Here is a 21,900-nt window from a genome sequence, read left to right as displayed (position 1 = left end):
ATCTATTTTGAGAGTCTATTTCGGTCTACCTCTAATGAGTTGACGTATTTCTTCTTTTATAATCCTTTAATATTAGATAACTTCCCCCCATCATTATTGTTAATCCTACTAAAAGTAGATTAACATGATTAGTAGCTGTATTCGGTAACTGGTCACCTTTATTTATTTCTTTTTCTATGATGGCCCCTTCTATTTCTCCATTGTCATCTATCCACTTTGGTTTACTTTTGTCTTTGTCTTTATCTTCTTCTAGTTGTCCACTCTCTCCTTTCTTCTTGTCATCAGGTGGTTTAACAGGTATCACCGGCGGATCTTCCTCATCAGGTGGAATTGGTTCTTCTTCTGGAGGTTCATTTGGGTCAATAGGTAATGGTTCATTCGAATTTAATAACAAGTGATCAAAAATGACCTCCATTAATGAGCCATCACGATCTTGAGTAATCTCCCAAATCATTGCCCCGCCTAATTCATATTCTTTAATAAAATTCATTTTCTCTGCAATTGATTGTTCATCATCATATGTGATGACTTCTTTAGTATCATCATTATATAACCAAGGAACTAGTGCTTCTTCGCTCCAATAACGTTTAAAGCCATCATCTATGAGATAATTCTCTTTAATATCCCAATAATCTAATACTCCTAGCTCCCATGTCCCTTTACCTGCTACGTTACCATCTTCACCTGGATAACATTTATCGAACATTCCATTATTACGATCTCCATCACAATTAGCCCAGGAACGCCCATAAAAAGCGATACCGAGTACCATCTCTTTTGACTCGACTCCAGCTGCTAAGTAGGCATCAACCGTTCCTTGTACCGTTAACCAAGATCCCCAAGGATCGAGGGTATCACCATATAAAGGGGCATTAAAACCACTTATATATGGCTGCTCCCCCCACGATAAACCTTCATCCTCAAAGTCAAATCGGTCCCAAGGACCACTCATATCATATGTCATTAAATTTATCCAATCTACATATTCCATAATTTCTGGCATTTCTACATGATTCAAGTAATTACCTGCATTTGCAGCTACTGCAATGGACAATGGATAATAAGAATGGTCTTCTTCTCCTGCAACATCTAATGCTTCGCGAAGCTCACGTAATAATTTAGTAAAATTCTCTTTGTCTTCTGGCCGAGGGTCATTGTGCCATTCCCCGCCATAACCTGGATACTCCCAATCTAAATCCACACCATCAAAGCCAAATGTACGGATAAATTCTATGACACTATCAATGAAAATGGCACGAGATTCTTTTTTTAACGCCATGTCTGAGAAATAATTAGACATAGTCCAACCACCTATTGAAATTAATGTTTCAACATGAGGGTTTGCTTCTTTAAACTCAATTAATTCTTTAAAGTTCCCTTCAAAGTTTCCATCCCACGCTTCATCTACGCTCACATCGAACCCAATATCTTTGTCTGGATCAGCAAAAGTCACTCGATGGACATCCTCACAATTTAAGTGATCAATACGACCATCTCCTTCAAACTGATTGATTTCTTCCGGTGTATAACAATTCCCATTAACTAATTCACTTTCTGGGCGATTTTCTCCTACTATTTTTGCAAAAGCATAATTCACATGTGTGATAGTTGAAGCATCCATGTCTTTAACAAAGAAATTCCGAGCATCATTACCATCATTATCAACCTCTTGTGCAGCCCAAGAAATATAATAAACGACCGATTTGTATTCGTTATCATTACTTTCAGCTAAAACGGCTTGTGAACTATAAGGCATAATCAATAAATAAATGAAAAACACGATCCATAACGACTGGCGTTTCAATAAGACCCTCTCCTTCATAATTTTCTTATTAACTTTTAAGTAGAAACGAACATATAACTTTTACATGACAACACCACCTTCCCCTATACAACCTCCATTTCATTTTCGATGGTGTATTTCTATGGAGGTCAGTCTAACCTAGTCCGAGCTAGTTTTATAGAGGTCTATACCATAATAGGTGTGTATATACAATTTGTCAATAGCCTTCCAATACTCCATAAACTAACGCTCCGAGAATCTATTCCCTTCCATCTTGATTAAGACTAAGAATTCAAAAAAAATGCTTGAAAAGGATTATTCCCTTTTCAAGCATACGGATGAGCAATATTATGATTGCACTAAATCACAAGCGTCGGCTGGCATCCAGTGCTCATCTTTTCCTTCCCACTTTACATTACAGCCAATAGGATTCGTTAAAGGTATACTAATTTCCTTACCTGCTAAATGTTCCTCTAAAGCACGTTCAAGATCATTCACCTTCATTTTCTCCGACTCACGTGGGTTATCAATGGCTCTTCCTGTGTAAATAAGCTCACGATTTTGGTCAAATACGTAAAAGTGAGGTGTTCGCAAAGCCCCATAAGCTCTTGCGACATCCTGTGATTCATCATGACAATATGTCCATGGAAATTGCTGCTCTTCCATTCTTTTAACCATTCCATCCCATGAATCTTCTGCATACGTGTTAGGGCTATTTGAATTAATTCCTACAAATTTGACCCCTTGATCCTCAAAGCGTTGAACCGTCTTTCGTGTCACTTCATCAGAACCAGTAACAAAAGGACAATGATTAGCTGTAAAGAAGATAACTAAAACCTTTGCATCATTAAAATCATTAAGAGAATACGTCTTTCCATCTGTTGCACGTAATGAGAATTGCGGTGCTTTTTGACCAATTTCTAAAGTGAAAGCCATATGAATGAACTCCTCCTTAATTCTCCATTTAATTTATATTGACATACATGAGTATGACAACAGCTACTTCAGATTTTATGAGAGCACTAAATAAGTTTGTTTGTTAACTTTTTGTGCCCTCGGTTTTACTGCTTTTTTTGTAAATAGGTGTACAAGCTCGAATGATCAAGTTCACCCATACCTTCTCTATGCATTTCTTTCATAAAGCGTTGAATTTCATTTGTAATAGGTAAATGCACACCTAACTCATTAGCCGCATCCAAAACATTGTTTAAATCTTTTAAATGAAGGGATACCTTAAAACCTGGTTCGTATTCCCCTTCGACAATATTGCTTACTTTTTGATCGAGGGCGTGACTACCTGCCAACCCATTTCTTATTGCAAGGTACAGCTGTTCAGCGTCAAGATTAGCTTTTTTCGCGAGTGTAAAAGCTTCAGACATCGCTTGAAGATGTAGCGCTACCATAATTTGATTAGCTAGCTTTGCATACCCACCAGATCCGACCGCCCCGACATGAACAGGCGACCCCATTACTTTCAAAACCTTCTCAGCATCCTTAACAACCTCTTCCCTGCCGCCAACCATAATCGCCAATTTTCCAGCTATTGCTCCTTGCTCGCCTCCGCTTACTGGAGCATCTATGAATTGGATTCCCTTTTCATTCAATCTTAAACTAATTTGTTTTGAAATTTCCGGATTGATTGATGACATATCGATGATAGTTGAACCCCTGCTGGCGGAATGAATGACACCATTTCTTCCGAGGATGACCTCTTCGACATCACTCGAATTAGAGACTATCGTAATGATATAATTGGCCCCAGCAGCGGCTTCCTTTGGTGTATGACTTACCTCAAGCCCTCTTTCAAGGAAATAATCCGCCTTTGCTCTCGTACGATTATATACTTTGTACAAATAACCCGCTCTATATAAATGCTTCGCCATCGGTAACCCCATAATCCCTAAACCAATAAAAGATACGTTCATACTCTCACTCCCTTGTATAGAACCATTCTACAGAAATCCTCTTTCTCCTGTTTCAAATTCAAAATCGTTAGAGCACTCTATTTGTATTTACGTGCACTTAATAAGAAACACGCGTTAGTGCAGAGTGATTAATAGAAATTAGAGTGTATCAAGCGTGGACGACAGCTTTTACGAACCTACTTGCACAGTTCCAACCAACAAATGTAATCCTCATTCCTCTAATTAAGTGAAGAAACTCTTTCTGATAAGAAAATGTAGTCCTCATTCCGCTATTTCGGCTTTTTTGGCTCCTTTGGGGCTCATTTAGCTTATATAGAGGAATGAGGAACCGGAACGACATAAAACAAGGAATGAGCGGAGAAATAGAGGAATGAGGAACCGTATCGAGCACGTGATCTTTGCATCTTGCGTCTGCCATACTTATCAAATCTTAAACGCACATCATTGAATGATCCTATTACTTCTTCGGTTCTCTTAACATTTCTTCCTCGAATTTTATATTTCTTATTTTAAAAAAACCTAAAGAACTGTACTGCCCTTTAGGTGAGGTATTTACTATTTATTTTAACAACCCAACTAGCTTCAAGCCGTGATAAATACCATCTTCTTCTACTGATTTTGTTACATATTTCGCAACTGATTGAACTTTATCTACGGCATTCCCCATCGCCACACTATTGTAAACTTCTGAAAGCATTTCGATATCGTTTAACCCATCTCCAAAAGCATATTGCCTTTCTTTTGGGTAACCTAGTTTTTCAACAATCTTTTCAATTCCAATTGCTTTTGACCCACCTTTAGGCAAAATATCAACCGAAAGAGGATGCCAACGAATAAAATCAAACTCTGGATAGTTTCTCTCATATCGCTCCTCTGAACCTTCTGGACAGAACAAAAGAGATTGATATAGATCACGACCTTTATAATAGTGAGGATCATGCGCTGGAAAATGAGCTATTTTTAACGAATCAATACTTTCAGTAATAAATGAATGCTCTGGTGGGACATTCGCTTTCATATCTGCATGATCCATAAATACAACCGGATGCTCATGGCTAACTGCTTCCTCCGTTAGACGGATCAATGCTTCCGTATGAAGTGGATTCGTGTAGAGGACGTCCCCATTCAGGACAACATACTGGCCATTGTAGCTCACATACGTTTGAATATCGAGTTCCTCACGAATATCCTCAAACATAAATGGCGCTCTCCCTGTTGCAATAGCAACTTCATGCCCCTCTTCCTTCAATGCAAATATGGCTTTTTTAGTAGAAGTAGGTAATGTCTTATCTTCTCTTAATAACGTACCATCAATATCAAAAAAAATAACACTCTTCTCTCCCATTTCCATACCAACTTTCTCTATGATATTTTATTTCTATTGTAACGCCCTTTTTCTTTTCTATTCTTCTTTTCCCTTCGTATTGTATCGTATGGAACGCGTTTCATGTCAATAAAAAAACATTTAAGCTCACATTCCAAGTATTCTTCTTTCCTCCTACCACTTTTAAGCACCAAGTTTTTGCGTACTTTTTGAACATGCTATTTTAGAAAAATTATTACTCTCCCAATAATGACAATTAACTTTCATTATTTAATTTAGTTTGACAACAAATAATCAAATTGGTACAGTAATCATAGACACATTTGACCAAAAGGAGGATCTCAATTGGATAGCGAATCAAATCGATATAAGCCTTCTATTATGATGGAACAGCATAAGCACAGCTTTACAAAATCAGAAACGAAAATATATCACTATATCACTTCCCACATCGATCAAGTCCTATACTATTCCTTAACTGAGCTTTCTGAATCATGTGATGTAGCTGAGGCAACATTATTACGCTTCTTTAGAAAACTTCACTTCAAAGGCTTTCAAGATTTCAAATTTGCTCTTGCCCAAGAGGAATCAGCAAAAAGGACTCCAAATGAAGAAAATAGCACATATATAGAAAAAGTTCGTGACTATATGGTTCAAGCCATTCATGATTCCTATGACCTTATAGACGCTCTAGCACTAGAAGTTGCTGTAAAAACAATCGCGCAAGCTCCCGATGTCGTTATTTTTGGAATTGGTTCCTCTGGTATTGCAGCTAATGACATGGAAAACCGTCTACTTCGAATCGGAAAACATATTCAAGCCGTTACCGACCCTCACACTCAAGTCATGAGAGCATCAAGTATGACAAAAGAAACGGTTGTTATCGCCATTAGTGTAACGGGTAGCACGAAGGATATCGTTGATACAATACAAATTGCCAAAGCACAAGGTGCAACGATCATTGCTATCACAAACTATTTAAAGTCACCCTTAACAAAGCTTGCCAATCAAGTCTTGCTTACATCAGCAAAAGAAAGTCCGTTAGATAGTGGTTCCCTTATTACAAAAGTTGCGCAATTATATCTTATTGACCTTATTTGTACAGGAGTCACATTAGAAAATTATGAGCAATCAGAAGCGATGAAACATCAAATTTCAGAAAACACAGCAAAGAAACTTTATTGAGTTACTCAGTTTCATTATAAAGAGGTGATAGGATGCAACAGACAAACGCGATTGTTTTCTACAATGTAAACATTCATTGTGAAACAGAGGTCATTGACGGATATATTCGGACAAACAATAAGACCATAATGGAAATAGGAGAAGGTGATCCTCATTTAGGAGCGGGGGAATATGCGATAGATGGCAATGGGCACCATATCATACCTGGCTTTATTGATGTACATATTCACGGTACTGCGGGAGCTGATGTGATGAATGGAGAAGAGGCTGCATTACGAACGATAGCAGCTAGTTTACCAGCAGAAGGAACGACAAGCTTTTTAGCAACCACTATCACACAATCTAAAGAAGCTATCGATCAAGCGTTGAAAACGGTTGCCAACTATCGTATCAAATATCAAGAAGCAGAGCTATTAGGTATTCATTTAGAAGGTCCCTTCATTAATATAGAAAAGGCCGGAGCACAACCGTCCGAGTATGTCATTCCTCCTTCAATTGAACAGTTTAAACATTGGCAACACGTATCGAATGGACGAATCAAAGTCATTACACTAGCTCCAGAAATGGATATACAGGAGGATTTCATTTCTTTTTTAGTACACTCTGGAGTGATCGTTTCTGCCGGACATACGAATGCTTCAATGGCAGAAATAAGACATAGTGTCAAAAAAGGCGTAAGTCAACTTACTCACCTTTGTAATGCCATGACAGCTATACACCATCGTGATGTCGGAGCCGTTGGAGCTGGCTTATTATTAAAAGAGTTAATGTGCGAATTAATTGTCGACGGCCTGCATGTTTCGCCAGATATGGTTAATCTCATTTATCAACAGGTCGGCCCAGATCGGCTCATACTCATTACCGACTCAGTTGAAGCTAAAGGAATGCCTCCCGGAACCTATTCACTCGGAGGACAGATCGTGACCACAGACGGGAAAAAAGCGTTATTATCAAATGGGACATTAGCTGGAAGTGTTTTGAAAATGATTGATGCTGCAAAAAACATCCAAAAAATGACAACCGCAACGATCGGTGACATTGTGAAAATGACTGCGATAAACCCTGCCAAACAACTAGCTCTATGATCGGAAAGGAAGCATATCTGAAGGGAAAGATGCTGACTTCCTATTAGTTGACGAACATTTTAATCTCATGTATACCATCTGCCGTGGATCAATTTCCTACAAACGAGAGGAGCACTAACATGAAAACCGTACATTTGACTAACTATGAAGAAATGAGTACGTATGCATACGAAATCATAAAAGCAAAGTTGTTGCATGTCAACAAGCCAGTACTTGGACTTGCAACAGGCTCAACCCCAGAAAGGTTATATGAGCTCCTTGTAAAAGGCTACACTCAGGGACAGCTCTCCTTTTCAAATGTCACAACATTTAATTTAGATGAATATATCGGACTCAAACCAGCAGATCAAAATAGCTATCATTATTATATGGATGAGCATCTTTTTAAGCATATTAACATACGAGAAAGTCATATTCACATTCCAGACGGAATTACAGACAATGCTGAACAAGAATGTCTAAGGTATGAACAACTTATAAAAGAACATGGCGGTATTGATGTCCAATTGCTAGGACTAGGATTGAATGGCCATATCGGCTTTAATGAACCAGGAACAGCCTTCTCCACTCGAACTCATATTGTTGATTTAAAGCCTTCTACACGTAAGGCGAATGCACGATTCTTTGAACGTGAAGAAGACGTGCCGAATCAAGCCATAACAATGGGGATTCAAACGATTATGGAAAGTAAAGAAATTTTGCTGCTTGCATCAGGTGAAAAGAAAAGGCCTGCCATTAAGCGGTTACTCGAAGGAGACGTATGTGAGGATTTCCCAGCATCGATTCTCCATAACCATCCAAATGTCACCGTTATTATTGGATAAAAAAAATTTACGCGCTTTTTCTTCATTTTTGACTGATAAACTCTAATACTACATGAGGTTGGAACATAACGAAAGTGTTTAGCTGAGAATCCGTACATGTAGAGAACGTAGCGGATGAAATATTCGTAGACTTCTGCGGGGCTCAACAGCTTCCCGCGGAAAGCGAAGTATATTTCAGGAGCGATGAATGTGCTCCACTCTGGATTTGTTCGGGTTCTCATTTATGAAAATACTTTGTCTCAACCTCTTCATTAAACAGGAGAGATTCTATGTTAAGTGCCATTAAAGGACAACTAATCGTTTCTTGCCAAGCTCTACGTGACGAACCGCTATATGGATCAAAAATAATGGGACGTATGGCTTATGCTGCTATGCTCGGTGGTGCAAAAGCGATCAGAGCGAACAGTATTGTCGATATTCGCGAAATAAAAAAGTCAGTCCAGTTACCTGTCATTGGAATTATAAAAGCCGACTATCCATCATCAGATGTCATTATCACACCTACCGAAAAAGAAATTGACCTCCTTTATGAGGAAGGTGTTGATATGATAGCCTTGGATGCGACTAACCGAATAAGACCTAACGGACAAACGATTAACGAATTCTTCCCTTCTATTCGGAGGCGTTATCCAAACCAATTATTCATGGCTGATTGTTCTACATTTGAAGAAGGCCTAATGGCAACCGAACTCGGATTTGATTGCATTGCCACAACATTAAGTGGTTATACAAATGCTACAAAAGGAAAAACATTACCAGATATCTCCCTTGTAAAACACTTAGCTAAAAAGCTATCCATTCCTATCGTTGCAGAGGGAGGGATCCAAACACCCAAGCAATTAAAACAATTATTCGAAGTAGGTGCATATTCAGCCGTTGTCGGATCAGCTATTACGAGACCACTAGAAATTACGAAGAGGTTTGTCAATGAGATAGCAGAGTAAGTCTTCATAGATGTCATGACCGATACAGCTTCCCGCGGAAAGCGAAGTATATTTCAGGAGCGGTGGATGTGCTCCATTCTAGATTTGTTCGGTATCTCACTTATGAAAATACTTTTTTCCCAGCCTCTTTCATTTAAATCTTCATTAGCTTAAACAGATCAAATGTAGTTTGTTTGCCTGAATACTTTACTATATGTATATATCTTTGGGCTCCGAATCCAACCATAACTACGTGGCATTTTCATACCAGTGCGATGAACAACTTGCCTTTTTGTACTTGTCCTATTCTTCTTCAAGCTAGGCTTTGTCATTCCAAATTTCATTAACGTTCACTTCACGATTAACTTTGTTATAAACAAAAATACTCTTATTACGATGATGAATACATTGTAATAAGAGTATTTACTACTTTATTTCGACTTATTTCGATTATAAATATCAAATCCAACTGCTGCGAGTAATACTAAACCTTTAATAGCTTGTTGCCAATCAATTGTAATACCGATTAACGACATTCCATTGTTCATTACACCCATTACGAGACCCCCGACGACAGCACCAACAATGGTACCGACACCACCTGCCATTGAGGCACCACCAATGAATGCTGCGGCAATCGCATCAAGCTCAAACATCGTACCAGCTCTCGGAGTTGCTGCATTCAATCGCGCTGCATAAATCAAACCAGCCACTGCAGATAAGAAGCCCATATTAACAAATACCCAGAACGTCACTCGCTTTGTTTTAACCCCTGATAATTCGGCAGCTTTTTGGTTACCACCTGTTGCATAAATATGGCGTCCCATTACCGTTTTATTCATAATAAATGAGAATACAACGATTAACACAAACAAGATGATAGAATATTTGGAATACCTCGATAAGAGGCTAAGACAAATGTGAAAATATTAATCACTGCTATCATTGCAACTAGCTTAGCAATAAAGAAACCTGTTGGTAATACCGAGAATTGATTTTTCAGTTGAACACGACGTTCTTTTAGCTCGCTGAAAATAACAAGAAGTGAAAGCACAACACCAATTAGAATAGTCAATACATGATAGGAGGATAAACCGAGAAATGGAATATCCGGAATAAAGCCTGAGCTAATTAAACGGAATTCTGCTGGATAAGGCGAAAGTGATTGTCCCCCTAATACGACCATTGTTAATCCTCTAAATAACAGCATACCGGCTAATGTCACGATAAAAGATGGCATCTTTAAATAAGCGATAAAGAAACCATGCCAAGCACCAATAAGAGCACCTAATAGTAAACATAGGAAGATTGCAACAGCTGTTGGCATTTGCATTTCAATCATAAAGATTGCAGCTATTGCCCCTACAAAGGCACAAACTGATCCAACTGATAAGTCAATATGCCCCGCTATAATAACCATTACCATCCCAATAGCTAGCACAAGAATATAACTATTTTGCAAAATAAGATTTGTCACATTAAGCGGTCGCAACAAAATCCCATCTGATAAAATACTAAATAATAGAATAATAAACATGAGCGCCACGATCATTCCATATGATCGCATATTACTTTTCAGGATATCACCCAGCTTCATGTCCATCGCCCCCTGTTCTCGTCATATATTTCATTAATGTCTCTTGGTTTGCTTCTTCTCTAGGTACTTCTCCCGTAATACGACCTTCACTTAACGCATAAATACGATCACTTAACCCGAGTAGCTCAGGAAGCTCAGAGGAGATCACCAGAACGGCTTTCCCTTGTGCCGCTAATTCATTAATAACACTATAAATCTCATATTTTGCTCCGACATCAATCCCACGGGTTGGCTCATCTAATATTAAAATATCAGGCTGAGACAAAATCCATTTACTTAATACGACCTTTTGTTGGTTTCCGCCACTTAAATTTCCTGTCTTTTGATCGATACTAGGAGTACGGATATTCATCTTCTTTCTAAAGCCTTCAGCTTCACGTATTTCTTGATTTTTATCAACGATTTGATGCTTTGATAGCTTCTCAAGACTCGTTAATGAAATGTTATGTTTAATGTCATCAATTAAAATTAACCCATACGTCTTTCGATCTTCCGTTACATAAGCTAATCCTTGATCAATGGCATCTCTAATCGACTGTACGGAAATTTCTTTTCCTTCTTTGATCAATTGTCCCGTGATGTTCTTTCCATAGGATTTACCAAAGATACTCATAGCCAATTCTGTTCTCCCTGCGCCCATCAGCCCTGCTATACCAACTATTTCTCCTCTTTTCAAATGGAAGTTTGCATTTTTGATGAGCTTGCGACCTGCATGAAGAGGATCATCAACATTCCAATTCTTCACTTCAAAGATCGTTTCACCAATAGTAGGCTCTCTCGGGGGAAATCGATTTTCAAGGTCACGCCCAACCATTCCTTTAATTATCCGATCCTCCGTTACCTCACCACTCGCTAAAGACAACGTTTCAATCGATTGACCATCTCTTAGAACGGTCAAGTTATCGGCCACATACGAAATTTCATTTAATTTATGGGAGATAATAATCGATGTCATCCCTTGCTTTTTAAACTCTAATAATAAGTTTAATAAATTCTCACTATCTTCTTCATTTAATGCAGCTGTCGGCTCATCCAATATAAGGAGCTTAACCTTCTTAGAAAGCGCCTTTGCGATCTCCACAAGCTGCTGCTTGCCAACCCCAATATCCATGGCAAGCTTCCGGGGTTCATCTGTCAAACCAACTTTTTCCAATAGTTTAGCTGCTTCATTAATCGTTTGATTCCAATTAATAACCCCTTTATTTGCTTGCTCATTTCCTAAAAAGATATTTTCAGCAATAGATAGCTCGGGAATGAGTGCTAATTCCTGATGAATAATCACGATTCCAAGTTCTTCACTTTCTTTTATATCTTTAAATTGACATACCTTACCTTCAAATAAAATATCCCCATCATATGTCCCATGTGGATAGACTCCACTTAAGACTTTCATCAAAGTCGACTTCCCTGCGCCATTCTCACCAACGAGAGCATGTATTTCACCTGTTTCAACTTTGAAATTGACATGATCTAGCGCTTTAACACCAGGAAAGGTTTTTGTAATATTTTTCATTTCTAATATAGTATTAGCCATATTCGATCACCTTCTTCCTTGGATGTAAATAACGATTTAGTGATAGTTATCATCACTATCACTAAATCGCTTACAAAACCTTTTCAAAGATTATATGATGATGATTTTATTCTTCTTCAAAATCGCTCTCATCATAGTATCCACTTCCGACTAACACTTCTTTATAGTTGTCAATGTCAACAGAAACAGGCTCTAGTAAATAAGAAGGTACGACTTGAACTCCATTATCATACGTTTCAGTATCATTCACTTCTGCTTCTCCATCTTTAAGAACAGCATCAACCATTTCAACTGCCTTACCAGCTAACTCGCGTGTATCCTTGAAAATCGTTTGCGTTTGCTCTCCTGCAATGATCGATACAATCGAAGGGCGTTCTGCATCTTGACCTGTTACAACAGGCATCGGTAAATCAGCAGAACCATAGCCAACACCTTTTAGTGAAGAAATAATACCAATACTAATTCCATCATATGGCGAAAGAACAGCATCTAACGTTTCATCTGTGTAAAAACCACTTAATAGGTTATCCATACGCTCTTGTGCTAGTGATCCATCCCATCTTAACGTTGCAACTTGCTGGAAGTCTGTTTGACCACTTTGAACGACTAATTGTCCATTATCAATGTAGTGCTGTAAAACAGATAAAGCACCGTCAAAGAAGAAATACGCGTTATTATCATCAGGAGATCCCGCAAATAATTCAATATTGAATGGACCTTCCCCTTCATCAAGACCTAAATATTCTTCTATATATCTACCTTTTAATACACCGACTTGGAAGTTATCAAAGGTCGCATAATAACTAACATGCTCAGAGTTACGAATTAGTCGGTCATACGCAATAACAGGAATATCCATATCCGCAGCTAAATCTAGCACTTCTGTTAGAGATTCACCATCAATTGAGGCAATCACTAACGCATCTACTCCACGTGTAATCATGTTCTCAATTTGGTCGATTTGATTTTCAATAACGTCTTCTGCATATTGTAGGTTCGTTTCATAGCCTAGCTCCTCGAATTGCTCTACCATATTATTCCCATCAGCAATCCATCTTTCCGATGATTGTGTAGGCATCGAAATCCCTACCGTCCCTGTTCCATCTCCACCTCCACTTGCTTCGTCACCACCACAAGCTGCAAGCGCTATCATACCAATCGAAAGAATAAAGACAACTAACCACTTTTTCATTTCTTTTTCCCCCTTAAAATGATGTTGTTTTGTCTTGCTTATAACGTCATTCTAAATGAAAGCGCTTAAATTATCTTTGCAATATCTTTTAAATTTTTATAATATTTTAACCTCATACTCGAAAATCATTAATAAATCCTTAACTACTGAGACGAAAGTCCATTAAGCTACATTCTTTCCAAAAGAAAGAGGAAAACCGACCGCTTCCGCCGCTTAAAATTCATTTTTATCAAGATGTGATTTACTCCTACTTCACTTCGTAAAACTCAAATAAGCATCCATCATGAACTTTTTCAGATGAATGCTTATTTAAATTTGTCCTTTACATATAGTTTCGACCATTTGAAAGGCATGTAGAAAAGAGGTTTTACAGTTCGGTCACGCATGATAGTCTCAACTAGAAATCCACACTCTCATATCTACAATATTTAATTTCTAAATGTTAAGCATTCAGTGAGGAATGTAATAACTTATTCTAATGCTTCCTGTATATACTGATATAATTCAGCATCCATCCCAAACTGCAAACCATTATTAGGGTTTTCTGCATGGAATTTTTCCATTTGTTTTTTCAAATTTTGGTCATGCCCTGTAAATGAGTAAACAATGTCAGACCACTTTTTTGCCAATGCTTGTACCTTACTACTATTAGGTGGAGTTCCATTTTCTTTTTGTAAATGTATTTTTTCTAAAAGCATTCTAAATTCTAGTTCTGCTTCTTTTAAAGTATCTTCCTCAGATTGATCATAATAATTTTTCATCCTGTCTAATTGCTCTTTTGTAAAGTATTTTTCTTGATACATTTTCATTGCCCCTAATAGTTTTGTTAATTCCTCTACGGACATTATTTTTTTACTATGAATTGTTTTTAAAGCACTTTCTAATTCACATAATAGATTTTGTTGCACTTGTATATCTTTTTTTATACGTGTTATTTGGGTCTCAATAATATTTGTAGCAAAACCTCTTTCCTTGTTCGTAATGACAGACTTTATCTCATCTAAGGATAGCCCAATTTGTTTTAAAGCTAAGATCTGATGTAGCTTGGACAAATCCGATTTTGTGTAAAGCCGATGTCCTGAATCTGTATATCGAGAAGGAGTAAACAAATCAATCTGATCATAATATCTTAAAGTTCTTATCGTTAAGCCTGTTAATGATGCGATCTCTCCTACTTTCCAGGATTCTTTCATACAAAATGCACCTCTATAAAATGGTTGAACATCTACTTCAACAGTCCTTGAATTTCATTCCCATTGAATCGATATGCCCTTCCTCAGATTTTACAAACTGTATCAATAGTCTCTTGATTATGAATGGCTTGTTTTAATTCACTCTCATTTAAAGAATAAAGCATCCCGTGGAACATTTCTTTGGAGCATCCACAGAAAAATTGGATAGGGCTATATCCTATCACATTTACATCCTTAAATAGCTCACTTAGCTTTTCTTCAATCTTCTTACTATATTTATTCAAACTAGTAAAAAATTCTCGATTTGCATTAATCGTATGTTCTACTTCATCAATAAGATCAGGCGTAGCACCAGGAAGCAATTGAGCAAATATAGCACTACTGCATTGGGGAAAATTGTCATTTCCAAATATAACATTGGCTTCTATATATGTTTGAATTTGCTCACTCTGATTAAAATAATGTGAAATATCATCAGCAATGTTTCGGTATGGCATATCGGTTATGCCAGTAAATTGATTCATAGCCGATCCTTTGATCACACGAATAGTTCCTTTATGACCAATTAGGCGATCAAGAGATATTTGATTAATATAATCAGCAGGAGCTTTCAGAAATTCACCATTGAGATATCCACGGACATTTCCTTTTGCATCTGCATCAGCAAAAACTTTAAATTTCGGGTCACTCATTGTCATTTGGAGACTTATTCTTTGATCCCCTTTTAAGGAGCCTGTAATTACGCTCATTACTGAAATTGTTTTTGCTAATGTAAGTTTATGAATTTTGTTTGTTTCTTTGTTAAGGCTAAGAATTTCATTCAATAATTTTGTATTATCAACAAAAAACAAACGAACTTGATTGTCATAAATTAGTGTCTTTACAATTGTGTTTTCCATTTATTTTTCCTTTCACTTATTCTTTGTTAAGATCACTATAAAACATAACCTTACGTAAGGTTCAAGACTTAGATGTTTTTAATATCAAATTTTCCACACGAGATTCAAATAACCAAATTCACACAGAATATAAAAATATATGTTCTCTCATGTAGTTTTATATGGTATGACTTAAATACTTATAATTTGAATATTTCAGATAGTAAAATCAAGGTACTATTGATTAAAGGGGCATGGAGCTACTTCTAATAGTATAAATATAAAGGGGTAACAAATAATGAATGAATTTTATAAGACTTTATCATATGTAAATGAAAATGTTTATGAACCAAATCACTTCGTTATAAATGCTATCCAAGAAGAAACTCAAAATGCAGATTATGGTGCTGGTATGTTTCAGCTGAATTCAAAATCTGTTAGGTTTAGAGTAGCAAAGAACACACCTACTAAGATAGGACAGTTTGTTGCTTTTTGGGAAAAAGATAAAAATCATAAAAACCAAGCCTTTTCATATGAAAAGGCTACCGATTTATTAGTTATCAATACTTTTACTAGCAAAAACAATTTTGGACAATTCGTTTTTCCAAAAGAAGTCCTCGTAAAACAAAATATCCTTAAAACAGCCACTTCAAAAGGAAAAATGGCAATAAGAGTTTACCCTATATGGGATCACCCCACTAGCAAACAAGCTATTGAAACACAAAAATGGCAATTAGAATATTTTTTTGAGATGAATAACTCTCATCATTTACTCCACCAAGATTTATTAAGGTTATATTCCTAAAGTAACAGCATACCTAAAAGATGTACAAGAGGAAGGTTATGTAAAATCCCTCTTAAAGTAGAGCTAGTTTAATATGGAAAATCTTATTTCTTGATCATCGTCCAAGACATACAACGTCCAACGAAACTTTCAGAAGAAGTTTCACAGTTATATTTACAAATTGTCACATTATGAATAAGCTAAATAGAGTTTTATAACCTATAAGTTAAGATTTGTTTGATGATGCCACCTTTCCCTTTCGATAGCCATTGGGTGTAACGCCAACTACCTTTTTAAAGGCCGTACTAAAATAATGCTGTGTTTCATAGCCGACTTGCTGAGAAATTTCGTTAATCGTTAAGTCTGTTGAATGTAGAAGCTGCATCGCTTTCTTCATTCTTAATTTCGTCAATGCATGCACAAACGAAACTCCCACTTGTTGTTTAAATAAACGACTTAAATAAGCGGATGACACATGCAGCTCGCGAGCTATCGTCTCAAGTGTTAATCCAGACTCATGAAAATGAGTGCTCATATACCGTTCGGCGCCTCTAACAATTTGTGAGACTTCATTTTGAATATATAGAGATTCTTTGCAACGCTTCATAAAAGATGGGATGTCACTTACATTACCATGAAACGCCTCCATCCTTTGAACAATGCGAATTTTCAATGTTTCCTCTGCATGTTGTTCAATGGTGAGAAACGGTTCTTCGTCTTGTTCATCCCATATACATACATAAATACACCCTGTAATCGATTCACGAACAACAACAGCTTCTTTTTTAGACACTTCATTCTTAACGTGCTCTTCAAGTGCAAACAAGATCGATTGTTTTTCTTGCTCAGTTAGTAGCGGTTGATTGATATCCATTTCTGGCCAACGAAGGACTCCTCCCCATTTAGGCGCTACCTCAGGAAGTTGTAAGAATCGAAGCTGCTCTCTAATCTCATGTTCTGATAATTCACCCTTTATCCACTGTAGACAAAATGTTTCTCGTAGTAGTGGGACATTGCGTTCAAGTTGCTTGGAACGCTGCTCTATTTCTTGTTGACGATTCTCTAAATACATTAGCTTTTGGCAAACCTCGTCCAAAACACGGTATAACTCCTTTGTTTCAACAGGCTTAATGATATAATCAACTACACTTAATCGCAAAGCCTCTTGCGCATAAGAAAATTCATCGTGACCTGTAATAATAATGACTTTACAATTCGGAAGCTCCTCACGCAAATGCTTGATTAGTGTCAAACCATTCATAATAGGCATATTTAAGTCTGCTAACAAAATATCAACCTGATGCTCAACAGCTAATTCCAATGCTTCCTCTCCATCTTCTGCATCGGCTACAACATTTAAGTTTAGTTGATCCCAATCGACTGACTCTTTAATTCCTTCACGAATGATCATTTCATCATCGGCTATTAAAACTTTCCAACGCTTCATGATTTCTCCCCCTTTATTGCCGATTGTAGAGCCTGATGATTTTCTAATACCGGATGAAAAATCGTCACAATCGTTCCTTTATCTAATTCACTCTCAATCTTAACCCCGTACTGATCACCAAACGTTAAACGTAACCGTGCATGTACATTGACGACACCATAACCTGTTGTTAAGCGACTTTCCATTTCATCCTCGGTACTACCTAAAAAGGACTCAAGACTCTCTTTTAGCTGTTGTAATGTTTCCTCTGTCATCCCTTTCCCATTATCACCAATTTGTATAATGAGCATTTCCTGTTCGAGCTTTGCTTCAATTGTAATCAATCCTGGCCCTCGCCTTTCTTTGATCCCATGATAGATCGCATTTTCGACGATCGGCTGCAAAACAATTTTCAATATCGATAGATGCTTTAAGTCCGGTGTGACAGTTAATGAATAATTCAGTTTATTTTTATAACGAACCGATTGGATTTGGAGATAGTTTTTGATATGCTCCATTTCATCCTCCAATCGTATAATCGTTCCTCCTTTGCTTAAACCAATCCGAAAAAGCTTCGAAAGTGATCCGACTAAATCAGCCACATCTGGTGCATTTTTCTTACGCGCCATCCATTGAATCGTATCAAGTGTATTATAGAGAAAGTGAGGCTTAATATTGGCTTGCAAGCTATGCAGCTCTGCTTCTCTCTTCTTTCGTTCTTGGCGTTCTGTTAAGGAGATTAATTTATGAATCTGCTCAATCATCGTATTAAAGCTTCTCCCTAAACGCCCGACTTCATCCATTCCTCCGGCCTTATAACGACTTGTTAAATCACCTGATTCAGCCTTTTGCATCGCAAGCATTAATTGATTAATTGGTCGTGAAATCGTATGAGAAAGAAAATAAGATGCCGTAACCCCGACAAAACATACGAAAAAGACAAATGTAATGACATAAAAAAGAATTTGCTGTACTTCAGCAACAGATTGATCGGTTGAAAATACACCGACTGTTGTCCAATCGGTGAAAGTTGATTTTTGATAAATAAATTGATATTCTTCACCGTTTAGATTCCCAAAGGAGATTCCATAATTTTGACTGAATGTTGTGGCGATTTCCAAATTTTCTAGACTAGAGTAAGTTGGTGAATAAACCGTCTCTCCCTCTTGGTCAATAACCATCAAATAGCCTAACTTACCTAATCGTACATCGCGAACTGCTTCCTCGATCACACGGAGCTTCAGATCAATCAAAATAACTCCTTTCTCCCTGTTCGAATCCGCATCCATAATCGCACGAACGACCGTCACAATTTCATCTTCACGATAATTAACATGTGAAGTAATTCTCCTACCCTGTGGCTTACCGATTATTTTCGCAATCCCATTATTCTCTACCGCTTGACGATACCAGCTTTCATGAGTTAATTGGAAAGCAGATCTTGTGTAGAGCTCATTACTTAAGTAGTCACCTTCGTTATTTACGACTAATATCCCTGCAATTTCCGGGTGCAATGTCGTGAAATTTTGCAAAAATTTAGATACTTTATATTCTTCATCTGGTGTCATATCCTCTTGATTCAATTCTCCATCCAGGAATGCTTGGATATTCGGGTCAAAGGATATAAAGTAGGTCATGTTTTGAACATTTTCTATATGTGATTCAACCGTACTGTTCACTTTATCAATAAGTTGTAACGTATTATCATTAACCTGCTGATCAATAATTCGATCCACCGCCCAGCTAATTAATGCACCTAACAACAAAGACGGCAAAATACTAATAAGTAAAAAATGAATAACAAGCTTATATCGAATCGGCAAATTATTCATTTCAGACAGCTTTTGCAACATGATCCTCACCTAATCTGCGTAGTAGTAGTCAACATTTTCATCTGTTACAATCGTGATCCCTGTATCGACATAAAGTGGTAATGGAGCGGTATCTCTCGTTTGCAAAATTTGTGGCTCTGTCAGATCATGTTGCAGATGAAACAAGTACACTAGCGACCAATAGCCCATATTCCATGTCCCTTGTGCAAGTGTTGCAGAAATGATCCCTTCGTCTACTAAATCTAACGTACCCTTATCTGTATCAAAGCTGATAATTTGTATATCACCAACCCTCTTTTCTAAACGAATGGCGTCTCCTACCCCGACTCCACCATTAGCCTCCGTTGCAAAAATCCCTGAGATTTGTGGATATTCTTTCATTAATTGATGTGCAACATTTCGTGAAAAGAGACTGTCACCTTGACCATCCTCAATCGCAACAACTTGCATATTTGGATATTCTTCCTCTAATGTGTCTTGAAATCCTTTCGTTCGTTCTTGATGATTGAGTTGATTAGGTAGCGTAATGACAGCTACTTCCCCCTCTTCATTCAATAGCTTAGACATTTCATGTGCAGCCGTTACACCCGCATTATAATTATTCGTTCCTAAAAAAGAGTGCGCTTTACTCTCGGCAGCACCTGAGTCAAATAGTACAACTGGGATACCTGCATCAACTGCTTTATCAATGGTTTCAGTTAAATCAAACGGATCAATTGCTGAAACCGCTATTCCAGCTGGATTTTTAGCAATGGCTTGTTCTAAAACAGTAATTTGCTCTTGAATGTCATATTGCGTAGCACCTCGATATTCAACCGATACATTTAACGATTGAGCTGCATCTTCAAACCCTTTTAAGCTACTCTTCCAATAATCCATCCCTGATTGAAACGTAACCATGATATAGATTTCATTAATATCTCCTTGTAACCCTTGTGTATCCCATGGATTAGGTGTGACTTCTTTAAAGTGGAATTGATAAACATAAATCATAAAAATCCCGATAAGTGCAACATAGACAAATAATAGCTTCCTCACTAATCATGTAACCCCTTTCAAAATACATAACATCAACCACTTTCAAGCTCCATAATCTATTTCATCCCAGTGTTATTTTTAGTTGTTATAGTTATATCCATTTACAAGTCTACCATTATTTTAACACGAAGACGTCGCCATCCTTTATCTCTATGTTTTATTTTATCATGTTTCGGTTACAGTACAGTATAACCAAAATGATCAAGAGAGGAGAAGTACAAAAATGGAAATTTGAAAAGAGATCAAAAAACTAGAAAAGATCCATTTAAAACAATCCAACAAAATCTTAACTATGTACTTAAATACAGACCGCTCTGACCCTGATCAGCAAGGGGGAGAATGGAAAATCCACCTTAAAAATGGTCTACGAAATTTCGAAAGCTATTTAAAACAAATAGACGATCAGGAAGAAAAAAGAAACTACTCCATTGTAAAAGAAAAAGTAGAAGCATATTTGAAAGAAAACGAACAAAGCCTAGCCAAAAGTGTTGTTATCTTTGCAACAGCAGACCAATCTGTATGGTTTGCAGAGAAGTTTCAAATGCCTGTACAGACAGAGTTTGAGTGGAGTGAAGTAGCAAATACAGAGCAATTAAGAGAACTCAATCAAACGTTCCCAAAAACAGGAGTGATTCTCACACAAAAAGAGCAAGTTAAGGTTCTCGATGCTGAACTAGGCTCTCTAAAACAATCTCATCATTTTCAGTTAGACTTAAATACCGAAGATTGGCGAGAATATGTAGGTCCTCATGAATCTCGTGCAACCGTTGGGAGCGGCGGGAAAAGCACACAACAAGAACAATTCCGTGAACGTTTTGATGCAAACCGCTATCGTTGGTATAAGAGTCTAGCATCAATAATAGATCGAATGGCTAAACACGCAGGCTGGCAACATATTTATGTTGTTGGCGACAAGGAAGAGGCAAACGATCTTACTAAGCACATGAACAAAGTTATCACAGGTGTGATTCATAAAAATATGCTTCATCACGAAGAAAAAAGAGTGATTCGTGAGGTCGTACTATAAGCAGTTGTTCGAAAAGAGTGATTTTCGAACAACTGAAAAAGTAAAAAACGCCTTTGAGAAATAACTCTCAAAGGCGTTTTCTGAGAAGTAGGTCCACAGTGTATGAACCTGATTCCTCGCTCGCTTAGGGGCTACTCTTATCTATTAATTTTCGACTAATAGACACCGACAAAAACCCCACTATCATCAGAATAAACCCAATCAACATCATTTGATGAACATTCGTTGCAGTGTTTGGCAATCCTTCTTCTCCTCCGAATGGTGGTTCCTCTCCTCCAGGTGGTGGCTCCTCTCCTCCAGGTGGTGGTTCCTCTCCTCCGGGTGGTGGCTCCTCTCCTCCAGGTGGTGGT

At 37.4% G+C, this 21,900-nt stretch carries 18 protein-coding genes and 1 pseudogene; 6 read left to right on the top strand and 13 right to left on the bottom strand.

The features are described from left to right. Positions 1–31 precede the first annotated feature (31 nt). From JCM9152_RS18445 to JCM9152_RS18430, 4 genes are all read right to left on the bottom strand, one after another. On the bottom strand, positions 32–1,804 hold the full coding sequence (locus JCM9152_RS18445; protein WP_052016137.1) for a glycosyl hydrolase family 18 protein: 1,773 nt from the start codon (positions 1,802–1,804) through the stop codon (positions 32–34). 327 nt (positions 1,805–2,131) lie between these two features. Beyond that, positions 2,132–2,719 carry a thioredoxin family protein gene (locus tag JCM9152_RS18440; RefSeq protein ID WP_035346809.1) on the bottom strand — a complete coding sequence of 196 codons (588 nt, stop codon included), beginning with the start codon at positions 2,717–2,719 and terminating at the stop codon, positions 2,132–2,134. A 125-nt stretch (positions 2,720–2,844) separates the two neighbouring features. Then, positions 2,845–3,708, bottom strand: coding sequence for an NAD(P)-dependent oxidoreductase (locus JCM9152_RS18435; RefSeq protein ID WP_035346808.1), 864 nt, complete (start codon positions 3,706–3,708; stop codon positions 2,845–2,847). Positions 3,709–4,267: 559 nt separating this feature from the next. Next, complete coding sequence (locus tag JCM9152_RS18430; RefSeq protein ID WP_035346826.1) at positions 4,268–5,053, bottom strand: Cof-type HAD-IIB family hydrolase; 786 nt, start codon at positions 5,051–5,053, stop codon at positions 4,268–4,270. Between the two features lie 324 nt (positions 5,054–5,377). Here JCM9152_RS18430 and JCM9152_RS18425 point away from each other — a divergent pair, with 324 nt between their 5' ends. The 4 genes from JCM9152_RS18425 to JCM9152_RS18410 all read left to right on the top strand — a co-directional run bounded on the left by JCM9152_RS18425 (position 5,378) and on the right by JCM9152_RS18410 (position 9,070). Next, a complete protein-coding gene (locus JCM9152_RS18425) occupies positions 5,378–6,217 on the top strand; it encodes a MurR/RpiR family transcriptional regulator (RefSeq protein ID WP_235715760.1) in 840 nt (279 codons plus the stop codon). A gap of 32 nt (positions 6,218–6,249) precedes the next feature. Then, on the top strand, positions 6,250–7,302 hold the full coding sequence (gene nagA, locus JCM9152_RS18420; RefSeq protein ID WP_235715759.1) for an N-acetylglucosamine-6-phosphate deacetylase: 1,053 nt from the start codon (positions 6,250–6,252) through the stop codon (positions 7,300–7,302). Between the two features lie 119 nt (positions 7,303–7,421). Beyond that, positions 7,422–8,126 (top strand): glucosamine-6-phosphate deaminase, encoded by a 705-nt coding sequence (nagB, locus tag JCM9152_RS18415; RefSeq protein ID WP_035346807.1) that lies wholly within the window; start codon positions 7,422–7,424, stop codon positions 8,124–8,126. A gap of 269 nt (positions 8,127–8,395) precedes the next feature. Beyond that, positions 8,396–9,070: an N-acetylmannosamine-6-phosphate 2-epimerase gene (locus JCM9152_RS18410; RefSeq protein ID WP_035346806.1), complete on the top strand. Its 675-nt coding sequence runs from the start codon at positions 8,396–8,398 to the stop codon at positions 9,068–9,070. 410 nt (positions 9,071–9,480) lie between these two features. Here JCM9152_RS18410 and mmsB read toward each other — a convergent pair. The 5 genes and pseudogenes from mmsB to JCM9152_RS18385 form a co-directional block, all read right to left on the bottom strand. Continuing rightward, positions 9,481–10,646 (bottom strand): annotated as a pseudogene (gene mmsB / locus JCM9152_RS18405) (multiple monosaccharide ABC transporter permease). After that, positions 10,633–12,180 carry a multiple monosaccharide ABC transporter ATP-binding protein gene (mmsA, locus tag JCM9152_RS18400; protein WP_035346805.1) on the bottom strand — a complete coding sequence of 516 codons (1,548 nt, stop codon included), beginning with the start codon at positions 12,178–12,180 and terminating at the stop codon, positions 10,633–10,635. The pseudogene mmsB and the gene mmsA overlap by 14 nt, the downstream one beginning before the upstream one ends. A gap of 106 nt (positions 12,181–12,286) precedes the next feature. Continuing rightward, complete coding sequence (gene chvE / locus JCM9152_RS18395; protein ID WP_035346804.1) at positions 12,287–13,372, bottom strand: multiple monosaccharide ABC transporter substrate-binding protein; 1,086 nt, start codon at positions 13,370–13,372, stop codon at positions 12,287–12,289. A gap of 470 nt (positions 13,373–13,842) precedes the next feature. Further along, positions 13,843–14,565 (bottom strand): MerR family transcriptional regulator, encoded by a 723-nt coding sequence (locus tag JCM9152_RS22100; protein ID WP_081728119.1) that lies wholly within the window; start codon positions 14,563–14,565, stop codon positions 13,843–13,845. Positions 14,566–14,648: 83 nt separating this feature from the next. After that, positions 14,649–15,464 carry an Hsp33 family molecular chaperone HslO gene (locus tag JCM9152_RS18385; RefSeq protein WP_035346803.1) on the bottom strand — a complete coding sequence of 272 codons (816 nt, stop codon included), beginning with the start codon at positions 15,462–15,464 and terminating at the stop codon, positions 14,649–14,651. A gap of 277 nt (positions 15,465–15,741) precedes the next feature. Here JCM9152_RS18385 and JCM9152_RS18380 point away from each other — a divergent pair, with 277 nt between their 5' ends. Beyond that, a complete protein-coding gene (locus JCM9152_RS18380; protein ID WP_035346802.1) occupies positions 15,742–16,248 on the top strand; it encodes a MepB family protein in 507 nt (168 codons plus the stop codon). A 205-nt stretch (positions 16,249–16,453) separates the two neighbouring features. Here JCM9152_RS18380 and JCM9152_RS18375 read toward each other — a convergent pair whose 3' ends face one another. Genes JCM9152_RS18375 through JCM9152_RS18365 form a run of 3 tightly spaced genes read right to left on the bottom strand, consistent with a single transcriptional unit; the run spans position 16,454 to position 20,523 of the window. Further along, on the bottom strand, positions 16,454–17,674 hold the full coding sequence (locus tag JCM9152_RS18375) for a response regulator transcription factor (protein WP_052016136.1): 1,221 nt from the start codon (positions 17,672–17,674) through the stop codon (positions 16,454–16,456). Then, entirely contained in the window at positions 17,671–19,506 is a 1,836-nt protein-coding gene (locus tag JCM9152_RS18370) for a cache domain-containing sensor histidine kinase (RefSeq protein WP_035346800.1), read from the bottom strand. Before JCM9152_RS18370 ends, JCM9152_RS18375 begins: the two co-directional genes overlap by 4 nt. A gap of 9 nt (positions 19,507–19,515) precedes the next feature. Next, positions 19,516–20,523, bottom strand: a complete 1,008-nt coding sequence (locus tag JCM9152_RS18365; RefSeq protein ID WP_035346799.1) for a substrate-binding domain-containing protein — start codon at positions 20,521–20,523, stop codon at positions 19,516–19,518. A gap of 292 nt (positions 20,524–20,815) precedes the next feature. On the opposite strand from JCM9152_RS18365, the gene JCM9152_RS18360 reads away from it, so the two are divergent. Next, entirely contained in the window at positions 20,816–21,550 is a 735-nt protein-coding gene (locus JCM9152_RS18360; RefSeq protein WP_369384591.1) for a VLRF1 family aeRF1-type release factor, read from the top strand. A gap of 124 nt (positions 21,551–21,674) precedes the next feature. Here the strand turns inward: JCM9152_RS18360 and JCM9152_RS18355 are convergent. After that, the coding region (locus JCM9152_RS18355) for an LPxTATN C-terminal sorting signal domain (protein ID WP_035346798.1) at positions 21,675–21,900 on the bottom strand (226 nt) is incomplete at its 5' end.

It is taken from the genome of Halalkalibacter hemicellulosilyticusJCM 9152 (assembly GCF_000513115.1).
Lineage (GTDB): Bacteria > Bacillota > Bacilli > Bacillales > Bacillaceae_D > Halalkalibacter > Halalkalibacter hemicellulosilyticus.
The sequence above is the reverse complement of the archived record's forward strand: the minus strand, read 5'-3'. Positions and strand labels throughout refer to the sequence as shown.

Coding starts and splice junctions, on each gene's coding strand:
- chvE (WP_035346804.1), bottom strand. CDS start 13,372: ATGAAAAAGTGGTTAGTTGTCTTTATTCTTTCGATTGGTATGATAGCG.
- JCM9152_RS18440 (WP_035346809.1), bottom strand. CDS start 2,719: ATGGCTTTCACTTTAGAAATTGGTCAAAAAGCACCGCAATTCTCATTA.
- JCM9152_RS18380 (WP_035346802.1), top strand. CDS start 15,742: ATGAATGAATTTTATAAGACTTTATCATATGTAAATGAAAATGTTTAT.
- JCM9152_RS18430 (WP_035346826.1), bottom strand. CDS start 5,053: ATGGGAGAGAAGAGTGTTATTTTTTTTGATATTGATGGTACGTTATTA.
- JCM9152_RS18370 (WP_035346800.1), bottom strand. CDS start 19,506: ATGTTGCAAAAGCTGTCTGAAATGAATAATTTGCCGATTCGATATAAG.
- JCM9152_RS18410 (WP_035346806.1), top strand. CDS start 8,396: ATGTTAAGTGCCATTAAAGGACAACTAATCGTTTCTTGCCAAGCTCTA.
- JCM9152_RS18435 (WP_035346808.1), bottom strand. CDS start 3,708: ATGAACGTATCTTTTATTGGTTTAGGGATTATGGGGTTACCGATGGCG.
- JCM9152_RS18360 (WP_369384591.1), top strand. CDS start 20,816: ATGTACTTAAATACAGACCGCTCTGACCCTGATCAGCAAGGGGGAGAA.
- nagA (WP_235715759.1), top strand. CDS start 6,250: ATGCAACAGACAAACGCGATTGTTTTCTACAATGTAAACATTCATTGT.
- JCM9152_RS18385 (WP_035346803.1), bottom strand. CDS start 15,464: ATGGAAAACACAATTGTAAAGACACTAATTTATGACAATCAAGTTCGT.
- nagB (WP_035346807.1), top strand. CDS start 7,422: ATGAAAACCGTACATTTGACTAACTATGAAGAAATGAGTACGTATGCA.
- JCM9152_RS22100 (WP_081728119.1), bottom strand. CDS start 14,565: ATGAAAGAATCCTGGAAAGTAGGAGAGATCGCATCATTAACAGGCTTA.
- mmsA (WP_035346805.1), bottom strand. CDS start 12,180: ATGGCTAATACTATATTAGAAATGAAAAATATTACAAAAACCTTTCCT.
- JCM9152_RS18375 (WP_052016136.1), bottom strand. CDS start 17,674: ATGAAGCGTTGGAAAGTTTTAATAGCCGATGATGAAATGATCATTCGT.